Origin of the sequence: Halopseudomonas xiamenensis, assembly GCF_014219065.1 — a bacterium.
In the GTDB taxonomy this organism is placed as follows: Bacteria; Pseudomonadota; Gammaproteobacteria; order Pseudomonadales; family Pseudomonadaceae; genus Halopseudomonas; species Halopseudomonas xiamenensis.
This window is the reverse complement of the sequence record NZ_JACLGO010000016.1, coordinates 21,923-42,947: the sequence shown is the minus strand read 5'-3', so window position 1 is coordinate 42,947 and position 21,025 is coordinate 21,923. Positions and strand designations below refer to the sequence as shown.

Here is a 21,025-nt window from a genome sequence, read left to right as displayed (position 1 = left end):
GGTCTGCTCGTCATTCTCGGCAGCGGCTGAAGATCACCCTCAAAGGGTGGCCAGATAACCCTCGGCATCCAGCAGCTTGTCCAGTTCACCGCTGTCGCTGGGCTGGATCTTGAACAGCCAGGCAGCACCATAGGGGTCGCTGTTGACCAGCTCCGGCGCATCACCCAGGGCATCGTTGGTGGCGATGATTTCACCACTGACCGGAGCATAGATGTCGGAGGCTGCCTTGACCGACTCGACCACGGCGCACTCGTCGCCGGCATTGACCTGGCGACCGACCTCGGGCAACTCGATGAAGACCACATCGCCCAGCGCATCCTGAGCATGGTTGGTGATGCCCACGGTGACCGTGCCGTCGGCTTCCTGACGGGTCCATTCGTGGCTGCTGGCATAGCGCAGTTCGCTGGGGGTATCGCTCATTACAGTTTCCTCGGTGCAGAAAAGAAAGCCGTCGCTGGTCGCCCTGCTATGCGGATGACCGACCCGGCTCGGGGTTATTCGAATACTTGCTTGCCGTTACGCACGAAGCCGGGGCGGATCACCCGTACCGGCAGCGACTTGCCGCGGATCTCCACCCGGGCGCTGCCGGCGGTGGCGCGCGGCACCCGGGCCAGGGCGATGGAGCAGCCCAGGGTCGGGGAAAAGCTGCCGCTGGTGATCTGCCCTTCGCCGATGCCATCGACGATCACTGCCTGGCCACTACGCAGCACTGCCCGCTCGCTCAGCAGCAGGCCGACCTGCTTGGGCTGGTCGGCCGCCTGGCGCTGGGCTTCCAGCGCCTGACGGCCGATGAAGTCACGTTGCGCCGGCTCCCAGGCGATGGTCCAGGCCATGTTGGCGGCCAGCGGCGAGGTCTGCTCGTCGATATCGGCGCCATACAGGTTCAGCCCCGCCTCCAGGCGCAGGGTATCGCGCGCGCCCAGCCCGCAGGGTTTGCAGCCAGCATCCAGCAGCGCCTGCCACAGCGCCGGCGCCTGCGCCGCCGGCAGCATGATTTCCAGGCCGTCTTCACCGGTATAGCCGGTACGCGCCAGGAACCACTGCCCGTCGGGCAGGCCATGAAAGGGTTCGAGCTGATCGATCAGCACGGCGCGGCTGTCGCTGACCACGCTGGCGCACAGGTCACGGGCACGCGGCCCCTGAATGGCGAGCATCGCCAGGTCGTCGCGCTCGGTGATGGTCACGGTGAAGTCCGCCGCCTGCTGGCGCATCCAGGCCAGGTCCTTGGTGCGGGTCGCGGCATTGACCACCAGGCGGTAGCCGTCATCCAGGCGGTAGACGATGAGGTCGTCGAGCACGCCGCCGGCGGGGTTGAGCATGGCACTGTACAAGGCCCGGCCCGGCGCCTCCAGGCGCGCGACATCGTTGGCCAGCAGGTACTGCAGCCAGGCCCGCGCGTCAGCGCCGGTAACATCGACCACGGTCATGTGCGAAACATCGAACATGCCCGCATCACGGCGCACCTGGTGATGCTCCTCGATCTGCGAGCCGTAGTGCAGCGGCATATCCCAGCCACCGAAGTCGACCAGCTTGGCCCCGGCGGCCAGATGACGCTCATACAGCGGCGTACGCGAACCCATGGCTGCTCCTTGTTATCGTCGGCCCAGTGCCTGATTGTAGCCACAAAGTGGCGCCTGTGCAGCGTTTGCCGGCGCGACTCAGTGCCGTCCCGAACGCCTGATCAGCACTATCACCGGCAGCAGCCCGACCAGCACCAGGGTCAGCGCCGGCAGCGAGGCGCGAGTCCAGTCACCCTCGGTGGTCAGCGCATGAATGCGCACCGCCAGGGTGTCCCAGCCGAACGGGCGCATCAGCAGCGTGGCGGGCATTTCCTTGAGCACATCGACGAACACCAGCAGCGCCGCACTGAGAATGCCCGGCAGCAGCAAGGGCACATAGATGCGCCAGAACACCACCCAACCGGACTGACCGAGACTCTGCGCCGCCTCCGGCAGCGATGGCCGGATGCGCGCCAGCGAGGTATCCAGTGGCCCATAGGCCACCGCCATGAAGCGGATCAGGTAGGCCAGCAGCAGCGCGAACAGGCTGCCGAGCAGGATCGGCGCCGGATTGGCCGCGCCCAGCCAGCTGCGCAGCGGCACCACCATGTTGTTATCCAGGAAACTGAAGAAGAACATGATGCCCACCGCCAGCACCGAGCCGGGCAAGGCATAGCCCAGGTTGGCCAGGGCGATGGCGCTGCGCACCCGGCGGATCGGCTGCAGGCGCTGGGCCAGCACCAGCAACGTGGCTACGGTCACCGTCATCAGCGCGGCGATACCGCCGAGCAGCAGGGTATTGCGGATCAGCGACCAGTAGCGGCTGTCCAGATCGGCGATACCGCTGCTGAGCAACCAGTACAGCAACTGGCCGACCGGGATGATGAAGGCGATCGACAGTACCAGCAGGCAGTAGCCGCAGGCCAGCCAGGCCAGCGGACCGCGCAGGCGGTAGAGCGCACCCTTGCGCGGCTTGTCGTTGGCCGGGAAGCGTTTGCTGCGGCCCTGGGCATGGCGCTCGGCAAACAACGCCAGGAACACGAACAGCAGCAGCAGGCTGGCCAGCTGGGTGGCGCTCTGCAGGCTGAAGAAGCCGTACCAGGTCTTGTAGATGGCGGTGGTGAAGGTATCGTAGTTGAACACCGATACCGCACCGAAATCGGCCAGGGTCTCCATGATCGCCAGCGCCGTACCGGCACTGATCGCCGGGCGCGCCATGGGCACGGCAACCCGCCAGAACCCCTGCCAGGGCGTCTGGCCGAGAATCCGCGAGGCTTCCATCAGCCCGCGGCCCTGGGCCAGGAAGGCGCTGCGCGCGAGCATGTAGACATAGGGATAGAACACCAGCACCAGAGTCAGTATCACCCCGCCGGTGGAGCGGATCGGCGGCAAGCGGAAGTCGCTACCGAACCAGCCGCGCAGCAGCGTCTGCAGCGGCCCGGCGAAATCCAGCAGGCCAACCATGACGAAGGCCAGTACGTAGGCCGGCACCGCGAACGGCAGCATCAGCGCCCAGTCCAGCCAGCGCCGCCCGGGAAACTCGCACAGGCTGGTCAGCCAGGCCAGGCTCACCCCGAGCAGGATAACGCCGACGCCGACGCCGACGATCAACCACAGGGTGTTGCCGATCAGCCGCATCATCTGCGTCTGCAGCAGGTGGCCCCAGATCTGCTGATCAACGTTCTGCCAGCTCAGCAACAGCACCAGCAATGGCATCAGTACCAGTGCGGCGGCCAGGTAGGCGATCAGTTGCCAGCGGATTTTTCGAGCTGTGGGTTGACGGGCCACGAACACTCCCTGTGGTGATGAACGAACACGCCCGGCATCAAGCCGGGCGCGCAGTATACAAGCAAATCGCTACGGTCGAATCAATTCCAGCCGAGGCGATCCATCAGCATGATGGCCTCAGGCTGACGCCGGCCGGCCACTTCGATATTGACGTTGTCGGCCTTGAAATCGCCCCAGGAGGCAACTTCGTCGGACGGCTCGAGCGATGCGTTGGCCGGGAACTCCATGTTCACATCGGCGAATACGCGCTGGGCTTCCTCAGTGGTCATCCACTCCAGCAGCTTGATCGCCTCTTCCGGCTGCTTGGCATGCTTGGTCACGCCGGCACCGGAAATGTTCACGTGCACGCCACGATCTTCCTGGTTTGGCCAGAACAGCTTGACCTTGACGTCCGGCTCGGCCTTGTGCAGACGACCGAAGTAGTAGGAGTTGACGATACCCACATCACACTGGCCGGCATCGATGGCCTTGAGCAGCGCGGTGTCATCGGCGAACACCGGGGTCGCCAGATTGGCCAGCCAGCCCTGGATCACCTCGGTGGTCTTCTCTTCACCGATGGATTCGAGCATGGTGGCGACCAGCGACTGGTTGTAGACCTTCTTCGCGGTGCGCAGGCAGACACGGCCCTTCCAGCTGTCGTCGGCCAGGGCTTCGTAGGTGCTCAGCTCTTCCGGCTTGACCCGCTCGGTGGAGTAGGCAATGGTCCGCGCGCGCAGCGACAGGCCGGTCCACTTGTCGTTGCTCGAACGCAGGTGCGCCGGGATGTTCTGCTCGATGGTCTCGGACTTGACCTCGCGGAACAGGTCCTGCTCCTCGGCCTGCCACAGGTTGCCCGCATCCACGGTCATGAACATGTCGGCCGGGGTGTTGGCGCCTTCAGCCCGCAGGCGCGCCATCAGCGGTGCTTCACGGTCGGTGATGAAGTTGATCTGCACGCCGGTCTTTTCGGTGTACATGTCGAAAACCGGCTTGATCAGGTGATCCTGGCGGGAGGAATAGACCACCAGTTCCTTGGCCTGGGCGACGCCGGTGAAAGCGGTCAGGGCCAGACTCAGGGCAACAACATTACGAGAAAATGACATCGGAAAGCCTCGGGTTCGGAAAGCGTAGAGGCCAGATGATAATGATTTTAATTATGACCAGCAACTCGGCGCAGCACATCAGGCCAGACAGAGAGTGTAAGGAAATGTTCGGTGCCTGGCTCAGTCATTGTCTTTTTCTTGAGCCTGCAAGGAGCAGGTTGGCCGGCAGGGCCGTGCCGACACGCCGTGAACCCATCCCTGGGGGCTCGCGGTTGCCATCCCTGGCAACCGATGGTCGGCACAACCCTGCCGGCCAACCTGCTCCGGAACCTTCCATGCTGCTGATGGTTTCAAACCCTCAGCCACACCAATACTTGCACCTTTGCGCCGGGAGCAGCCTACCTGCGACCGTTTGATGCCAGGGATGGCATCAACGAGCCTACAGGGATGTATTCACGGCGTGTCGCAGGTAGGCTGCTCCCGGCGCAAAGGAAACTCGGAACATGCAGCGAATTACGTGACGTTTTCCGCCGCTTGGGCCAGCGCCGGCAGGCTGCCGCCCAGTCCCATGGCCCGGCGCACTATGCTCGCCTTGAGCAGGCCCTGGCCGTTCAGCCATTGCATGCCGCTGTTGCGCAACCAGCGCAGCGGCAGGGCATCGGCATGGAACAGCCGTTCGAAGCCTTCCATCGCCGCCATCATCGACAGGTTGGCGCCCATGCGGCGGCGCTCGTAGCGCTGCAGCACCGGCAGGCTGGCGATCTCCTCGCCGCGCTGCAGGGCCGCATGCAACACTGCCGACAGCTCCGCCACATCCAGCAGGCCGAGATTGACGCCCTGCCCGGCCAGCGGATGGATGCTGTGCGCGGCATCACCGATCAACGCCAGGCCCGGCATCACGTAACGCTGGGCATGCCGCTGGCGCAGCGGGATGCAATGGCGCTGGTCGGCATGCAGGATGCGCCCCAGCCGCCCTTCGATGGCCGCTTCCAGCGCCCGCCGGAATTCTGCATCATCCAGTGCCATGATCCGCTGCGCCTGCTCCGGCAGCAGCGACCAGACGATCGAGCAATAATGTCCGCCGTCCCGGGCATTGAGTGGCAGGAATGCCAGCGGCCCGCTGGGCAGGAAGGATTGCCAGGCGGTCTCGGCATGGGGCCGCTCGGTGCGCACTGTGGTCACCAGAGCATGGTGCAGGTAGTCCCACTCGCGCATGGCGAAGCCGGCCAGTTCGCGCAACCGTGAGCGGGCACCATCGGCGGCCACCACCAGCGGCGCCTGGAGCGCCTCGCCACTGGCCAGTTGCAGGCACCAGCCGGTCGGCTGCTGGATCAGCTCGGTGACCCGCTGGCCACCCAGCAGGGTCACCGGGGTGCTCGCCAGGCTGTCCAGTACCGCCTGCTGCACCCGCCAGTTCTCGACGATATGGCCGAGCCGGTTCTCGCCCAGCATGCCGGCGTCGAAGCGGATCTCGCCGGTGCCCTCGCCGTCCCACACGCACATATGGCGGTAGGGGCTGCGAAACGCCGGATCGATGCGCGTCCAGGCATCCAGGTTGGCCAGGATATTCTCCGAGGCGGCGCTCAGTGCACTGACCCGCGGATCATAGCCCGAGTCGGTGGCCCGGGCGGTCAGGGCTTGGTCCAGCGGCAGCGCATCCAGCACCGCAATACGCAGCGAGGTGTCGGCCAGCGCCCGTGCCAGCGTGGCACCCACCATGCCGGCCCCGACAACGATCAGATCGAACTGCTGCGCCATGGCGCCTCCCGGAGATTGACTGTTCATCCGCGCAGCCCCATGCCCTGCCGGGCCAGCCGGCTCTTGAGCGGCGGCAGCAGATCCAGCGCCAGCAGCCCGGCATTGCGGCCAGCCACCAGCGCAACGTTGCGATTGCTGAATAGCTGGGTCAGGTAATGGCTGAAGGCGACGGTGCTCGCCTGATCGCCGAACTGCCCGTCGACATAGCCCTGCAAGACCGCCAGCGAACCGGGGTCGCGTTGCTCGCGCTGGGCCTGGAGCAGGCTGTCGACCAGCGCCATGGCATCGCGCAGCGACAGGTTGAAGCCCTGGCCGGCGATCGGATGCAGGCTGTGCGCGGCGTTGCCCAGCACCACCAGGTGCGAGCGGACCTGCTCCTCGGCCTCGATCAGGTTCAGCGGATAACTGGCGCGCTCTCCGACCTTGGTCAGCGCACCCATGCGAAAGCCGAAGGCCTCCTGCAAACGCTGCAGGAACGCATCGTCCGGCAGCGCGGCTACCGCCTCGGCGACATCCACCGACAGCGTCCAGACCAGCGCACTGCGCTGCCCAGACAGCGGCAGCAGGGCCAGCGGTCCGGTCTCGGTGAAGCGTTCGTAGGCAACGCCGGCATGGCCGTTGGCGCTGGTGATGTTGGCGATCACGGCCACCTGTTGATAAGGGTTGACCTTGCGGTGGATACCCAGCTGGTCGAGCAGCCCGGAGCGACCACCATCGGCGATCACCAGCAGGTCCGAGTCCAGCTGCCGGGGGCCGTCGGGGGTCTGCAGGTCCAGCACATAGCCGCCCGGTTGCGGCCGCGCATGCGCGACCCGTGCCGGCGCCAGCCATTCGATGGCCTGATGGTCCAGCGAGCCGAGCAATACCTCGCCGAGCCAGGCGTTCTCGACGATATAGCCCAGCGCCGGCACCCCTTCGGCGGCGGCATGCATGCGTGCCGAGCCGGGATGGCCGCGGTCGGACACATGGATCTGACGGATCGGCTCGGCGCGCCGGGCCAGCTCGGTCCAGATGCCCAGGCGTTCGAACAGCCGCCGGCTGCCATGCGACAGCGCCGTGGACCGGTTGTCATAACTGGGCTGCCAGCCACCCTTGACCGGCGGCTGGGCCTCGATCAGGCGGATTTTCCAGCCCGCCTGCCGGGCGCAGGCCTGCAATCCCAACGCCAGACTGGCACCGACCATGCCACCACCGACGATATTCAGGCTGAAGCTCACGCCGGCAGGTCCGCCGCGGCGCGAGCCCGCGCCATCAGCGCCTCGATCTCATCGGCTTCACGTGGCACCTTGCCGGTGAGTATCTCGTGCCCCTCGCGGGTCACCAGCACATCATCCTCGATGCGAATACCGATACCGCGCCACTTGGCCGGCACATCCTGGTTGTCCGCGGCGATGTAGATGCCCGGCTCGACGGTCATCACCATGCCCGGCTCCAGCACCCGCCACTCGCCGCCGACCCGGTATTCGCCGACATCGTGCACATCCATACCCAGCCAGTGGCCGGCACGGTGCATGTAGAAGGGTCGATAGGCGCCGCTGACGACCAACTCCTCCAGTTCGCCGCGCAGCAGTCCCAGTTCGAGCAGGCCGGCGGTGATCACCCGCACGGTGGCATCATGGGCTTCGTTCCAGTCACGGCCCGGACCGATGACATCGAATGCAGCCGCCTGCGCCTGCAGCACTATGTCATAGATGGCGCGCTGCTCGGCGGTGAAGCGGCCATTGGCCGGAAAGGTGCGGGTAATATCACTGGCATAGCAGTCCAGCTCGCAACCGGCATCGATCAGCACCAGGTCGCCATCGCGAATCTGGCTGGTGTTCTCGGTGTAATGCAGGATGCAGGCGTTGCGCCCGGCGGCGACGATCGAACTGTAGGCCGGGGAGCGGCTGCCATGGCGCATGAAGGTGTATTGCAACTCGGCCTCGAGCTGGTATTCGTACATCCCCGGCCGGCACGCCTGCATGGCGCGCACGTGGGCTTCGGCGGAAATGTCGCCGGCGGCCTGCATGACGCGTACTTCCGCCGCGCTCTTGTACAGGCGCATGTCGTGCAGCAGGTGATCCAGGGCGACGAATTCCTTCGGCGGCTCAGCGCCCATCCGCGCCTTGCTGCGGATGGTATGGATCCAACTGGTCAGGCGCATGTCGAACTCCTGGTTCGCGCCCATCGCATAGTAGACCCGCTCGCGCCCTTCGATCAGGCCCGGCAGGATGTCGTCGATATCGCTGATGGGAAAGGCATCATCGGCACCATAGCTTGCCACCGCACCTTCCTGGCCGGCGCGGTAGCCATCCCACAGCTCGCGCTCCGGGTCCTTTTCCCGGCAGAACAGCACGTATTCACCATGCTCGCGACCGGGGATCAGCACCGCCACCGCCTCCGGCTCGGGGAAGCCGGTCAGGTACTGGAAGTCGCTGTCCTGACGGTATACGTGTTCCACGTCGCGGTTGCGGATATGCACCGGTGCCGCCGGCAGTATGGCGATACTGCCGGGTTCCATCTGGTTCATCAGGGCCTTGCGGCGACGGGCGTATTCCTGCTTGCTGATGTGCATGGGTTCTCTCTCAATGCAGTGAGGCGGGCGGTTGGTCCTGCGGGCGGTCCGCCGGCTGGCATTCGCTGAACAGCATCAATACCGCCATGCGGACGTATTCCATGACCTCCATGAAATCGACCTCGTTGGCCTCGGATTCTTCCAGATCGGTCTGCACCTGGGCAATGGCGGCAAAGTCGGCGAGCACGCTATCACCCTCATCGCTCAGCCCGCCTTCACGCCCGACCAGGCCAAAGCCGCCGAGAAAACCTTCACACCACTGGCCCAGGGCCAGGGCACGGCGTTCTATGGCCGCATCATCGTCCGGCAGCAGTAGACTGAGTTCGAAACCGCTACCGGTCAATTGCGCCAGGGTTGCATCGTACAGCTGGATCAGTTGGACCCGCGCCGCCTCGGGCAGGCTGCCGCGGCCGTCAATGACCTCGCGTGCCACCTCCAGCCAGGCGCCGTGATCCAGGCGGCTGCCGGCACTCAGCCGGCCAACCAGATGGCCATGCAGTTCGGCGGGGAAGCCGGCGGCTCCCTGTTCGGCGAACATCTGGTCGAAGCGGTCATAGTCGAAGGCGGCGGGTATCAGAGCCATGATCTTGTGGTCTCGCGGAGGAAATGGGCGATGGCAACGGAATCTGTTGCAGGCAAGCCTATATCCTACAGACCCGGGACTGTGCTGAACAACCTGCAGCGGGGTTTGACCACCCTGGCGGGCAGCTCTATAGTTGGCCCACAGCGGGATGATAGAATGGCGCCGATGGAAGACCCCGAGATCAATACCCTGATTGCAAAAGTAGACCAGCTGATCGAGATCTGTGACCAGCTGCACCAACACAACCGCCAACTCCTGGCCCAGGAGCGTTCCTGGCGTGAAGAACGATTGCAGCTGATCGAGAAGAACGATTTGGCCCGTCAGAAGGTCGAAGCCATGATATTGCGTCTGAAATCCCTGGAGCACGATTCATGAGCCAACCCCTGACCGTCACCCTGCGTATCCTCGACAAGGAATACCAGGTCGCCTGCCCGCCGGAAGAACGCTACAACCTGGAAGAGGCAGCGCGCCACCTGGACGCGACCATGCGCGATATCCGCAACCGTGGCAAGGTCGTCGGGCTGGAGCGCATCGCGGTCATGGCTGCGCTCAATATCAGCCACGAGATGCTCACCGGCAACCGCAAGCAGTCCCAGGTCCTGGGCGACCAGCAGCAACAGATCAGCGATCTGGTGGACCGGTTGGACCAGGCGCTGGCACGCAGCCGGGAGTAGAGTCGATTGGCGGGCGTGAAGTTGCCATGAGTATTCTGTATACTCGGTCACATCCCTGGGGTGTTAGCCAGTCGGAGACGTCCCTGAGCCGATACTCCTGTAGAAGGAGGCCACGCGTTGCTGTCAGTGTGCATGTCCGCATGCCGGAAAGCCTGAGATGGTACCGTGTCCCCCACCTTGAACTTTCGGGTTCAAGGGCTAACCCGACAGCGGCATTCCGGGGACCTCATCAATGAATGGCGCCGAGCGTTCCGCCCTGCGCCGTCAGCTTCGCAGCGCCCGCCGCGCCCTGACACCCCAGCAGCAACACCAGGCCAGCCAACGTCTATTACGGCAACTGGCGCAGCATCCGCTGTTCCGCCGCAGCCGACATATCGCCTTCTACCTGGCCAATGATGGGGAAATCGATCCCGCTGCACTGCTGCGACATGCCCAGCGCCTGGGTAAGCATTGCTACCTGCCGGTGATCACCGGCTGGCCGGCCAATCGCATGCACTTTCAACGCCTGTTACCCAACCAGCGCTGGGTGCGCAACCGGTTCGGCATCCGCGAGCCGCTGCTCAACCGAGGCCTGCAGGCCCGGCCCTGGCGGTTGCAACTGGTACTGATGCCGCTGGTTGGCTTCGATCGCGCCGGCAACCGCCTCGGCATGGGTGGCGGCTTCTACGATCGAACCTTCGCCTTCCGTCAGCGCCGCCAGGGCTGGGCCGGGCCGCAGCTACTAGGATTGGCCCATGAATGCCAGCGCGTGGAGCAGTTGCCGACTGCCGCCTGGGACATTCCGCTGGATGGCATCGTCAGCGATCAGCAGGTCATTCTGCTGCGCTAGGCATGACTGCGGAAGGGTCTGTGGTGCGGTCGAAGTAACTCTGGGTATACCCCGTGGTCACCACACCCAAGGTGAATACAAGCACGAGAATCCATATCAAATCCGGCTTACGACGCATTACTGCCCTCCAATACTGGCCTACACCTGGCTGTTCCGTCAGAGCACCCGCGACACGGGCATCTACTGCATGTCGAGACTATCCATTCCAACGTATCGAGCGACACCGTATAACGCATCCCTGACTCGCCGTCAAGTCCCCTCTAATTCCAACACGCCGGTGCCCGGCCAACGAGGCGGCAGCCTGCGCGATCCGTGCATATACTGTACCCAGCCCACCGTCACTGACAGGATGTTCAAGCCACCCCATGGATGCGCCGTCATACAATCACCCTTCGAACCAGGCGATCAATGCCCTGCTGGTGGTGGCCCTGTTCGCCTGCCTGGCAACCGGGACGATCTGGGTGTGGCGCACGCTGGTGATTGCCGAGCAGCAGCAGAGCGAGAAGCTGCTGCAACAGGAAACACAGATACTGGCGCGCCAGATAGAAACCCACTTCACCTATCAGAGCAACGCGCTGCAGCGCTTCGCCCAGCGCTGGGAGCAGTACCATCAGCAGCGCACCCTGTGGTACCGGGACGCGGACCGCCTGCTGCACGACTTCGACAACCTGCAGGCCATCGAATGGCTGGATACCAGCCATCAGCTGCGCTGGATCCGCCCCCTGGCCGGTAACGAGCAGGCCATCGATTTCCGCTACCCTGCCGACCACCCGAACATACCCTTCGTGGCCCGCTCGCGGGAGCAGGGCCGGCCGATTCTCAGCAGTCACTTCGAGCTGGTGCAGGGCGGGCGCGGGCTTGCCTACTACGTGCCGCTCTACCGGCAGACCGAGGCGGGCCGCCAGTTCGACGGTCATCTTATCGCCATCTTCCGGGTCGAACAGCTGATCGACAGCCTGCTGCGCCGGCTGCCGGTGGAACACATGAGCCTGATGATCAGCGATGGCTCGCAGCCGATCTTCCAGCGCAAACGCGCCGACACCCTGGACTCCCCCAACCAGGTGCAGACCCGCGTCCAGCTGGGTGACAACAACAACTTCATTCTCCACACCTACCCCAGCCGGGAACTGCAGCAACGCCACAGCACCGCAGTGCCGATGACCACCCTGGTCAGCGGTCTGCTGGCCAGCCTGCTATTGTGCTACGCACTGTGGCTGGCACTGCTCGACCTGCACCGGCTGCGCGCACTGCAGGACAGCAACCGCGCACTGCAGAGCGAGATCGCCCGCCGCCAGCAGACCGAGGAGGTGCTGCAAACCAGCCAGTCCCGCCTGCGGCTGATCCTCGACATGACCGACTACAGCCACGATGCCCTGTTCATACTCAGCCTCGACCCGCTGGAAATCGTCTACATGAACCGTACCTGCTGGACCAGCATCGGCTACAGCGGCGAGCAACTGCGCGAGATCATCGCCATCAGTCCGGAGGATGTCATGCCCGGTGCCAAGAAGTGGCTGCAGGCATTGCAGCAACTGGTGATCCACAGCGACAGTGCCATCTACCAACGCCAGGTACGCACCCGCACCGGGCGTCTCATTCCGCTGGAGATTAGCGTAAGGCACATGAACCGGCTGGGGCGTGACTACCTGATCTGCGTCGGCCGCAACAACCGCCAGCAACTGGAGGCCACCGCACAGCTGGAACGGCTGACCCAGCTCGACGGCCTGACCGGGCTGTTCAACCGGCGTCACTTCGATACGGCGCTGGTGTCGGAATGGCGCCGACTGCAACGCCAACAGCTGCCCCTTGGGCTGCTGATGGTCGATGTGGATTATTTCAAGCACTACAACGACAGCCTCGGCCATCAGGCTGGCGACGACGCCCTGCGCCAGCTGGGCCACGCCCTGCAACTGCATGTTGGCCGCGAGGGCGAGCGGGTGTGCCGCTATGGCGGCGAGGAGTTCGCGCTATTGCTGCCCGGCGCCGATCTGCAGCAGTGCCGCAAGGTGGCGGAACTGATCCACGAGGCGGTACGGGAGATGAACATCCAGCATGCGGCAACCCCCACCAACCGCATGACCGTCAGTATCGGTGTCGCCTGCACCATACCCGGTGCCGACCGGCAACCCGAAGGGTTGCTCGGCGCCGCGGACCGCGCGCTCTACCAGGCCAAGGCCGCTGGGCGCAACTGCAGCGCCAGCGCCGAGCTGGTCAGCTGACTCAACCCAGGTACAGCTGATAGGCGGGGTTGTCGGTCTCGTCCCAATAGGGATAGCCGATTTCATCCAGTGCCGCCGGCACCTTGCCGCGCTCGGCTTCGGGCACCTGCAACCCGACCACCACCCGACCATAGTCGGCACCATGATTGCGGTAATGGAACATGGATATGTTCCAGCGCCCCCCCAGCTTGTTGAGGAAGTTGAACAACGCCCCGGGGCGTTCGGGGAACTCGAAGCGGTACACCACCTCGTCCTCCACCTGCACCGAGTGCCCTCCGACCATGTGCCGGATATGCAGCTTGGCCAGCTCGTTGTCGGTCAGGTCGAGAACCGGAAATTCCTTCTCGATCAACCCGGCCACCAGTGCCTCCCGGGGATCGTTCTCCGGATGGGTCTGCACACCGACGAAGATATGCGCCTGCTGGGCATCATGATAGCGGTAGTTGAACTCGGTGATGGCGCGCTTGCCGATGGCCTGGCAGAACGCCTTGAAGCTGCCCGGACGCTCCGGAATGGTCACCGCCAGCAGTGCCTCGCGCTGCTCACCGATCTCGGCGCGCTCGGCGACATGACGCAGGCGGTCGAAGTTGATGTTGGCGCCCGAGTCGATGGCGACCAGCACCTGGCCGGTGCAACCCTCGCGCTCGACGTACTTCTTGATCCCGGCCACGCCCAGGCAACCGGCCGGCTCGCAGATCGAGCGGGTATCGTCATAGATATCCTTGATCGCCGCGCACATCTCATCGGAGGAAACGGTGATCACCTCATCGACATACTGCTTGCAGATATCGAAGGTGTACTTGCCGATCTGCGCTACCGCCACCCCGTCGGCGAACTGCCCTACCTGCGCCAGGGTCACACGCCGACCGCGCTGCAGGGCGGCCTGCAGACAGTTGGAATCCTGCGGTTCGACGCCGATGACCTTGATCTCCGGGCGCAGGTACTTCACGTAGGCGGCGATACCGGCGATCAGCCCGCCGCCACCGACCGGGACGAAGATCGCATCCAGCTGGCCCTGATGCTGGCGCAGGATTTCCATGGCCACCGTGCCCTGGCCGGCGATGGTCTCGGGATCATCATAGGGATGGATGAATACCAGGCCCTTTTCCTCGACCTGCTTCTGCGCGTAGGCCAGCGCCTCATCGAAGGCATCGCCGTGCAGCACCACCTTGCCACCACGTGCGCGCACCGCCTTGACCTTGATCTCCGGCGTGGTCCGCGGCATCACGATGGTCGCCTTGACGCCCATGTGCCGGGCGGCGAACGCCAGGCCCTGGGCATGGTTACCCGCCGAGGCGGCAATCACGCCGCAGGCACGCTGCTCATCGGTCAGCTTGGCCAGCTTGTTGTAGGCGCCGCGGATCTTGAAGGAGAACACCGGCTGCAGATCCTCGCGCTTGAGCAGCACGCTGTTGCCCAGGCGCTCGGAGAGAAAGGCGGCGCGGTGGATGGGAGTCTCGACCGCCACGTCGTATACGGGGGAGCAGAGGATCTTCTTTACGTAGCTTTCCAGGGTAGGCATCGGGGTTTCGGCTTGCAGGTGAAAAGACAAAGCAGCCAGTCTAAACGAATCGGGCACGCCGCGACTACACGTAGCAGGGGCGTGGCCTTATAATCGGCACTTTATCAAACGCACAGAGGTAACCGGCATGACCCAGGACGAACTCAAGCGCGCCGTTGGCCAGGCAGCAGTGGACATTCTGCTGCCCCAGCTGGAGGACCAGAGCGTCATCGGGGTCGGCACCGGCTCGACCGCCAATTGCTTCATCGATGCCCTGGCCCGGCACAAGGGCAGGTTCGATGGTGCGGTAGCCAGCTCCGAGGCCACCGCCCAGCGCCTCAAGCAGCACGGCATTCCGGTCTACGATCTGAACAGCGTGGCCAACCTGGATTTCTACGTGGACGGTGCGGACGAGACCAACCGCCACCTGGAGCTAATCAAGGGCGGTGGTGCGGCCCTGACCCGGGAAAAGATCGTGGCCGCGGTAGCCCGCACCTTCATCTGCATTGCCGATGAAAGCAAGCTGGTAGCCACCCTGGGCGAGTTTCCGCTGCCAGTGGAAGTGATCCCCATGGCCCGCAGCCATGTAGCCCGGCAGATCGTCAAGCTCGGCGGCGATCCGGTGTACCGCGAAGGCGTGGTCACCGATAACGGCAACGTGATCCTCGATGTGCACAATATGCAGATCCATGATCCGCGTGGCCTGGAGGAGCAGCTCAACGCCATCGTCGGCGTGGTCTGCAATGGCCTGTTCGCCGCCCGGCCGGCGGATATCCTGCTGCTCGGCACGACGACCGGTGTACAACGCATGGAGCGTGGCGCCGGCTGACGCCAGCGCTCAGTATCAGGCCATCATTCCCAGCCGGAAAACGGATTACCCCAGGTGCTCCAGACCTCCGGCCCCTGAGCCATTTCCGCGTCGTCCAACAGGCAGGCGTCGAGCCGCGCGCGCAGCTCGGCCTCGTCCATGTCCATGCCGATCAGCACCAGCTCCTGGCGGGCATCACCCACCTGCTCATCCCACTTGGCGCGGATGAAGGCCACCGATTCCGGGTCCTGCGGCCATTGTTCGTCGGGCACCGCGGCCCACCAGTAGCCGGCCACGCCATGACGGGCCACGGCGCCGGCCTGCGACCAGGAGCCGGCCAACTGCGGATGACTGGCCAGCCAGAAATAGCCCTTGGAACGCACCACTCCCGGCCATTCGCTCTCGACCAGCTCGAAAAAGCGCTGGGGGTGGAACGGCCGGCGGGCCCGGTAGACGAAGCTGTGAATGCCATACTCTTCGGTCTCGGGGGTGTGCGTGCCGCGCAGCTCCTGCAGCCAGCCCGGCGCCTGGGAAGCCTCATCGAAATCGAACAGGCCGGTATCCAGCACCCGTTCCAGCGGTACCTTGCCAAATTCGGCGATTTCGATGCGTGCCCGCGGATTGAGGCCACGAAGGATCGCCATCAATTGCTCGCGCTGCGCATCGGTGATCAGGTCGACCTTATTCAGCACTATCACGTCGCAGAACTCGACCTGCTCGATCAGCAGGTCGACCACGCTGCGCTCGTCCTCCTCGCCGAGAGACTCGCCGCGTGACTGTAGGCTGTCACGCGAGCTGTAGTCACGCAGGAAGTTGAAGGCATCGACCACGGTGACCATGGTGTCGAGCTGTGCCAGATCGTTCAGGCTGCGGCCATCCTCACCCTCGAAGGTGAAGGTCTCGGCCACCGGCAGCGGCTCGGAGATCCCGGTGGACTCGATGACCAACTGGTCGAAGCGCCCTTCGCGGGCCAACCGGTCGACCTCGATCAGCAGATCTTCGCGCAGGGTGCAGCAGATGCAGCCGTTGCTCATCTCCACCAGCTTCTCGTCGGTACGCGACAGGTCAGCGCCACCACCGCGTACAAGGTCGGCGTCAATATTGACCTCCGACATGTCATTGACGATGACCGCCACCCGGCGCCCCTCGCGGTTGTTGAGGATGTGGTTGAGCAAGGTGGTCTTGCCGGCACCGAGGAAGCCGGACAGAACGGTAACCGGAAGTGTGGGGGACTGGGTTTCAGTATTCATCAGGACGCTCGAAAAGTTTTGGAAGTTATCTTCGGTCCCAGCATGTGCAAGCTGGTGCAGGCGGCATCCTGGATGTACAGGAGGAATCGACGGATCGGCGAATCCACCGCCATGCGATAATGCTATATTATAACCTTATCGAAATAATGTCCATATTGCCGATGAACCGAAGATGTGAAGCCAGAGGGGCTGGTATCCGGACGGTAGCGCTCAGCGACTCAACCGATGTGCCGCCCCTCGCTCTTCAGGCGAATATGAAAAGCCGCCCCGCCCAGCGGCGAATCGGTCAGGCTCAGCTCGCCGCCGTAGCTTTCGATGATGTCCCTGACTACCGACAGGCCGATGCCCTGCCCCGGGTGGGTGGTATCGAGCCGCTCACCGCGGCCGATGATGCGCTGGCGCTGGCTTTCCGGTACGCCCGGTCCGTCATCCTCGACCAGCAGGTCGCACACCCCGGCCGCTGCTGTGGCGCTCACGCGGATGCGCGAGATGCACAACCGATAGGCATTCTCCAGCAGGTTGCCGAGTAACTCGAGCAAGGCGCCCTCCTCCATCGGTACGCTCAGCCCCCTTTCGATATCGCATTCCAGGTGAATGGACTTGTCCCGATGGACCTTGCTCAGCGCCTCGCCCAGCCTGGTCACCAGCGGCGCCAGCTCGGCGCGGTGCTGCACCAGACCACTGCGGCGCAGGCTGGCGCGCTGCAGCTGGTAGTCGATCTGCTGGCTCATGCGCTCAATCTGGTCCTGCAATACCCGCGACTGCTCGTGTTGCCGCGGCTGCTGGCGGATATTCTCCGCCACGGTCTGCAGCACCGCCAACGGGGTCTTGAGGCTGTGCGCCAGGTCGGCCAGCGAGTCGCGATAGCGCGAGCGCTGCAACCGCTCGCTGTCGAGCAGGCGGTTCAGCGACCGGGTCAGCCGGGCCAGTTCACTGGGGTGCAGATCGCTCAGCGAGTCGCGGACGCCGGCCTCGATCTCGCTGAGTTCGCGGCGCACCCCCTTGAGCGAATGCAGGCTCCAGGTCAGCCCCAGCCACAGCAGCAGCAACAGCAACAGCAGGCCGCCCCCCAGCCACAGGCGCAGCTTGTAGCGGAAGTCCTGCTGCAAGGGTGCGAACTCGCTGCTCGGCAGCATGGTGACGAAACTCAGAGGCAGCTCGTCGTCCCCGGCCAGATGCACCTCCACGTCGTAGACGTAGTACTCCTTCTGGTTCAGGTCACGAATACGCAGGAAGTCGATACGTCCGCCGCTGAAATGCGGCATGTAGTTCAGTTGCTCGTCCTCGGTGGAGCGCGAGTGCCAGATCAGGTTGCCTTCGCGGTCATGCACATAGCCCAGCAGCTTGGCCTCCGGCAGGTTGAATTCCTCGTCCGGCATCAGTTCGGGCATGCGCAGCTGGCCATCGACCACCCGGGCGGCACTGACCAGCGTGGAGGCATCAGCAGCCAGGCGCTGCTGGATGATCTGTTCCATGGCCTGGTCGAATACGCTCTGCAGCGCTGGCAGCAGGGCCAGCATGAACAGCATGACGAAGCCGGCGATACTGAATACCAGTCGCGAACGCAGAGAGCGAATCATTGGCAGTGCCCGGTGAACAGGTAGCCCTGGCCCCGCACGGTATCGATCAGTTGCGGCTCGCCGGCGGCTTCCAGCTTGCGCCGTAGCCGCCCGACCAGCACCTCGATGACATTCGGGTCACGCTCCTCGTCGTCGGGATACAGCTGTTCGATCAGCCGTTCCTTGGCCACCACCTGTTGGTGATGACGCATCAGGTATTCGAGAATCCGGTATTCGAAGGCGGTCAGCGGTACCGGCTGGCCGGCCACACTGGCCTGCTTGCGATTCAGGTCCAGCACCAGCTCACCGGTACGGATCTGCGCCTGGACAAAGCCCGAGGAACGGCGCACCAGTGCATTGAGCCGCGCCTCCAGTTCCTCGAACTGGAACGGCTTGACCACATAGTCGTCGGCGCCGGACGTCAGCCCCTCGACCTTGTCCTGCCAGTTACCACGGGCGGTGAGGATCAGGATCGGAAAGGCCCGCCCCATGCTGCGCAGTTGCCGGATCAGGTCCAGGCCACCCATGCCGGGCAGCCCGAGGTCGATGATGGCGATGTCATGATTGAAGTGCTGGGCCTGGAACAGGCCTTCCTCAGCACTGTCCACCGCATCGACGACGTGCCCGGCCTCGCCGAAACGCGTGGACAGATGGTGGCGTAACAACGCCTCGTCTTCGACCAACAGCAGCTTCATGCCACCCTCCGATACAGCAGGCTCCGCCATCGCGGGCCTTTTTTGCGAAAGCAACGCAGACAAACCCGCCCGGCACGGGCCGGGCGGGTTCATACGCGCCGGACATCAGAAGTGGTAGTTTAAACCGAGATAGGCCTGGTCCGAGCTTTTCAGGTCGAATGAGCCGCCGACGCTACGATCCCGCGCGTTCAGGTCGGCATCGGCAGTGGTGCGCAGGTAGCGATAGCCGGCCTCTACCGAGGCGTTGGGGCTCAGGCTCAGCAGCGCACCGGCCTGCAGGCCAGCGGCAACACCCAGGTCGCTGTCGCGATGGTAGCCGGGGGAATCCTGTTCCAGCTTGACCAGTCCCGCTGTAACCCCACCGAACAGATTGACATTCTCCGCCACCGGCAGGAACAGGTCATAGCTGCCGAGCAGGTTCTGCTGACGCATCTTGTAGCGGTTGGAGTAGGTATCGGACACATACTCATAGGTCACGTACATGCGTCCAGTGTCATCCTGCACACCACCACGTACACCCCAGGTGCCCGAATTGTTGATGGTATCGTCCAGACGACGGGTCTCCGGGCTGCCTTTCAGCGCGCTGGAGCGATCGACATTGTTGCTGGTTTCGCCCCAGGTCAGGCCGACGAAGCTGTCCTGGGCCAGCGCCGGCAGGCTGGCGAAGGCCAGGCTGGTACCGACGGCGAGTAGTTTCAGAGTGGTTTTCATTGCTTGCGTCTCCTTGATGAACAACGGGACACAGCATGCCAAACAGCGGCTGAACACGACCTGAACCCGTGCTGAACCTTGGCTGAACGAAAGGAAAAAACGACATGGGCCGGCTCGACTGCTGGGCTGGCGAGCGCTATGCCTGGCGGCATGACTGAAGGGAACTGTCGTCGAGCAGGCGCTCGACGACCCGGTGATGGCGTGGCGGGAGCGGGCCCGCCACGCCGGTATATCAGAACAGTACGCGGCAGCGGATGGTACCGTTGACCTCGTTCAGCTTCTTCAATGCCAGGTCGGAATAGGCGGCATCGACGTCGATCACCACATAGCCGACCTTCTCGTTGGTCTGCAGATACTGACCGGAGATGTTGATGCCGTTGCTGGCGAACACCTGGTTGATCTCGCTCATCACACCCGGGATGTTCTGGTGGATGTGCAGCAGACGATGCTTGCCGGGGTGCGACGGCAGTGCCACCTCGGGGAAGTTGACCGAAGTGATGGAGGTACCGTTGTCGCTGTAGCGCACCAGCTTCTCGGCCACTTCCAGGCCGATGTTGGCCTGTGCTTCCATGGTCGAGCCGCCGATGTGCGGGGTCAGCAGGCAGTTGTCGAACTCGCGCAGCGGCGAGACGAACTCGTCATTGTTGGAGCGCGGCTCGACCGGGAACACGTCGATCGCCGCACCGTTCAGGTGCTTGTCGCGCAGCGCAGCGGCCAGCGCGTCGATATCCACCACGGTGCCACGCGCCGCGTTGATCAGGATGCTGCCCGGCTTCATGGCGCGGATTTCCTTCTCGCCGATCATCCACTTGGTCGCAGCGGTCTCCGGCACGTGCAGGGTGACGATGTCGGCCATGCCCAGCAACTCGGTCAGCGAACCGATCTGCTGCGCATTGCCCAGTGGCAGTTTGGTCACCACATCATAGAAGTACACCTGCATACCGAGGTTTTCCGCCAGCACCGACAGCTGGGTGCCGATCGAGCCGTAGCCGATGATGCCCAGCTTCTTGCCGCGGATCTCGAAGGAGTTGGTGGCGCTCTTCAGCCAGCCGCCACGATGGGCAACGGCGTTCTTCTCGGGAATGCCACGCAGCAGCAGGATGGCTTCGGCCAATACCAGTTCAGCTACCGAGCGGGTGTTGGAATAGGGTGCGTTGAACACGGCAACACCCATTTCCCGTGCCGTTTCCAGGTCCACCTGATTGGTACCGATACAGAAGCAACCGATGGCCACCAGCTTGTGCGCGTGCGCCAGGACATCCGCGGTCAGCTGCGTACGGGAGCGCACGCCGATGAAATGGGCATCGGCAATCGCTTCCTTGAGCTGGTCTTCGGGAAGGGAGCCGGTGTGATAATCGATATTGGTGTAACCGGCTGCCGTAAGCGTGTCGACGGCAGTCTGGTGCACACCCTCGAGGAGCAGAAACTTGATCTTGCTTTTGTCCAGCGAGGTTTTAGCCATGTGTCAGTTACCCGTAATGCTGATGTATGATGGTCCGTCAGGTATTTCGGCGTTTTCTCAGTCGGAGACCTGTTTCGGAAGCCGCATATGCTAGCATAATCTCCCTTTTTCAG

The 21,025-nt window shown here is 63.9% G+C and carries 19 protein-coding genes and 1 other RNA gene; 6 read left to right on the top strand and 14 right to left on the bottom strand.

All coding sequences use genetic code 11. The features are described 5' to 3' along the window. Window positions 1-39: 39 nt before the first annotated feature. The 8 genes from gcvH to H6X51_RS11870 all read right to left on the bottom strand — a co-directional run bounded on the left by gcvH (window position 40) and on the right by H6X51_RS11870 (window position 9,204). Complete coding sequence (gene gcvH, locus H6X51_RS11905; protein WP_185267702.1) at window positions 40-420, bottom strand: glycine cleavage system protein GcvH; 381 nt, start codon at window positions 418-420, stop codon at window positions 40-42. Window positions 421-494: 74 nt separating this feature from the next. After that, on the bottom strand, window positions 495-1,580 hold the full coding sequence (gcvT, locus tag H6X51_RS11900; protein ID WP_185267701.1) for a glycine cleavage system aminomethyltransferase GcvT: 1,086 nt from the start codon (window positions 1,578-1,580) through the stop codon (window positions 495-497). Between the two features lie 78 nt (window positions 1,581-1,658). Then, entirely contained in the window at window positions 1,659-3,260 is a 1,602-nt protein-coding gene (locus H6X51_RS11895) for an ABC transporter permease (RefSeq protein ID WP_328795668.1), read from the bottom strand. Between the two features lie 107 nt (window positions 3,261-3,367). After that, entirely contained in the window at window positions 3,368-4,369 is a 1,002-nt protein-coding gene (locus tag H6X51_RS11890) for an extracellular solute-binding protein (protein ID WP_185267700.1), read from the bottom strand. Between the two features lie 453 nt (window positions 4,370-4,822). Continuing rightward, window positions 4,823-6,067, bottom strand: coding sequence for an FAD-dependent monooxygenase (locus tag H6X51_RS11885; RefSeq protein WP_185267757.1), 1,245 nt, complete (start codon window positions 6,065-6,067; stop codon window positions 4,823-4,825). Between the two features lie 23 nt (window positions 6,068-6,090). Beyond that, window positions 6,091-7,284 carry a 2-octaprenyl-6-methoxyphenyl hydroxylase gene (gene ubiH / locus H6X51_RS11880; RefSeq protein ID WP_328795666.1) on the bottom strand — a complete coding sequence of 398 codons (1,194 nt, stop codon included), beginning with the start codon at window positions 7,282-7,284 and terminating at the stop codon, window positions 6,091-6,093. Beyond that, window positions 7,281-8,621 (bottom strand): Xaa-Pro aminopeptidase, encoded by a 1,341-nt coding sequence (pepP, locus tag H6X51_RS11875; RefSeq protein ID WP_185267699.1) that lies wholly within the window; start codon window positions 8,619-8,621, stop codon window positions 7,281-7,283. Before pepP ends, ubiH begins: the two co-directional genes overlap by 4 nt. Window positions 8,622-8,631: 10 nt before the next feature. Then, entirely contained in the window at window positions 8,632-9,204 is a 573-nt protein-coding gene (locus H6X51_RS11870) for a UPF0149 family protein (RefSeq protein ID WP_185267698.1), read from the bottom strand. A gap of 165 nt (window positions 9,205-9,369) precedes the next feature. On the opposite strand from H6X51_RS11870, the gene H6X51_RS11865 reads away from it, so the two are divergent. From H6X51_RS11865 to H6X51_RS11845, 5 genes are all read left to right on the top strand, one after another. Continuing rightward, window positions 9,370-9,579 carry a TIGR02449 family protein gene (locus tag H6X51_RS11865; protein ID WP_185267755.1) on the top strand — a complete coding sequence of 70 codons (210 nt, stop codon included), beginning with the start codon at window positions 9,370-9,372 and terminating at the stop codon, window positions 9,577-9,579. After that, a complete protein-coding gene (locus H6X51_RS11860) occupies window positions 9,576-9,878 on the top strand; it encodes a cell division protein ZapA (protein WP_185267697.1) in 303 nt (100 codons plus the stop codon). The genes H6X51_RS11865 and H6X51_RS11860 overlap by 4 nt, the downstream gene beginning before the upstream one ends. Before the next feature lie 49 nt (window positions 9,879-9,927). Further along, a non-coding RNA gene (gene ssrS / locus H6X51_RS11855) (6S RNA) lies at window positions 9,928-10,106 on the top strand. A 4-nt stretch (window positions 10,107-10,110) separates the two neighbouring features. After that, window positions 10,111-10,707: a 5-formyltetrahydrofolate cyclo-ligase gene (locus tag H6X51_RS11850; protein ID WP_185267696.1), complete on the top strand. Its 597-nt coding sequence runs from the start codon at window positions 10,111-10,113 to the stop codon at window positions 10,705-10,707. A gap of 365 nt (window positions 10,708-11,072) precedes the next feature. After that, window positions 11,073-12,926 carry a diguanylate cyclase gene (locus tag H6X51_RS11845; RefSeq protein WP_185267695.1) on the top strand — a complete coding sequence of 618 codons (1,854 nt, stop codon included), beginning with the start codon at window positions 11,073-11,075 and terminating at the stop codon, window positions 12,924-12,926. 1 nt (window position 12,927) lies between these two features. Here H6X51_RS11845 and ilvA read toward each other — a convergent pair whose 3' ends face one another. After that, window positions 12,928-14,448, bottom strand: coding sequence for a threonine ammonia-lyase, biosynthetic (ilvA, locus tag H6X51_RS11840; RefSeq protein WP_185267694.1), 1,521 nt, complete (start codon window positions 14,446-14,448; stop codon window positions 12,928-12,930). Window positions 14,449-14,575: 127 nt separating this feature from the next. On the opposite strand from ilvA, the gene rpiA reads away from it, so the two are divergent. Beyond that, a complete protein-coding gene (gene rpiA, locus H6X51_RS11835; RefSeq protein ID WP_185267693.1) occupies window positions 14,576-15,256 on the top strand; it encodes a ribose-5-phosphate isomerase RpiA in 681 nt (226 codons plus the stop codon). A gap of 23 nt (window positions 15,257-15,279) precedes the next feature. On the opposite strand, the gene zigA is transcribed toward rpiA, so the two are convergent. The 5 genes from zigA to serA form a co-directional block, all read right to left on the bottom strand. After that, a complete protein-coding gene (gene zigA / locus H6X51_RS11830) occupies window positions 15,280-16,485 on the bottom strand; it encodes a zinc metallochaperone GTPase ZigA (protein WP_185267692.1) in 1,206 nt (401 codons plus the stop codon). A 218-nt stretch (window positions 16,486-16,703) separates the two neighbouring features. Continuing rightward, entirely contained in the window at window positions 16,704-18,065 is a 1,362-nt protein-coding gene (locus H6X51_RS11825) for an ATP-binding protein (RefSeq protein WP_185267691.1), read from the bottom strand. Further along, window positions 18,062-18,739 (bottom strand): response regulator, encoded by a 678-nt coding sequence (locus tag H6X51_RS11820; protein ID WP_185267690.1) that lies wholly within the window; start codon window positions 18,737-18,739, stop codon window positions 18,062-18,064. The genes H6X51_RS11825 and H6X51_RS11820 overlap by 4 nt, the downstream gene beginning before the upstream one ends. 105 nt (window positions 18,740-18,844) lie before the next feature. Beyond that, the gene (locus H6X51_RS11815; protein WP_185267689.1) at window positions 18,845-19,450 is read right to left on the bottom strand and encodes an outer membrane beta-barrel protein; all 606 of its coding nucleotides are present in this window, start codon (window positions 19,448-19,450) and stop codon (window positions 18,845-18,847) included. 232 nt (window positions 19,451-19,682) lie between these two features. After that, complete coding sequence (gene serA / locus H6X51_RS11810; RefSeq protein ID WP_185267688.1) at window positions 19,683-20,912, bottom strand: phosphoglycerate dehydrogenase; 1,230 nt, start codon at window positions 20,910-20,912, stop codon at window positions 19,683-19,685. Window positions 20,913-21,025 lie beyond the last annotated feature (113 nt).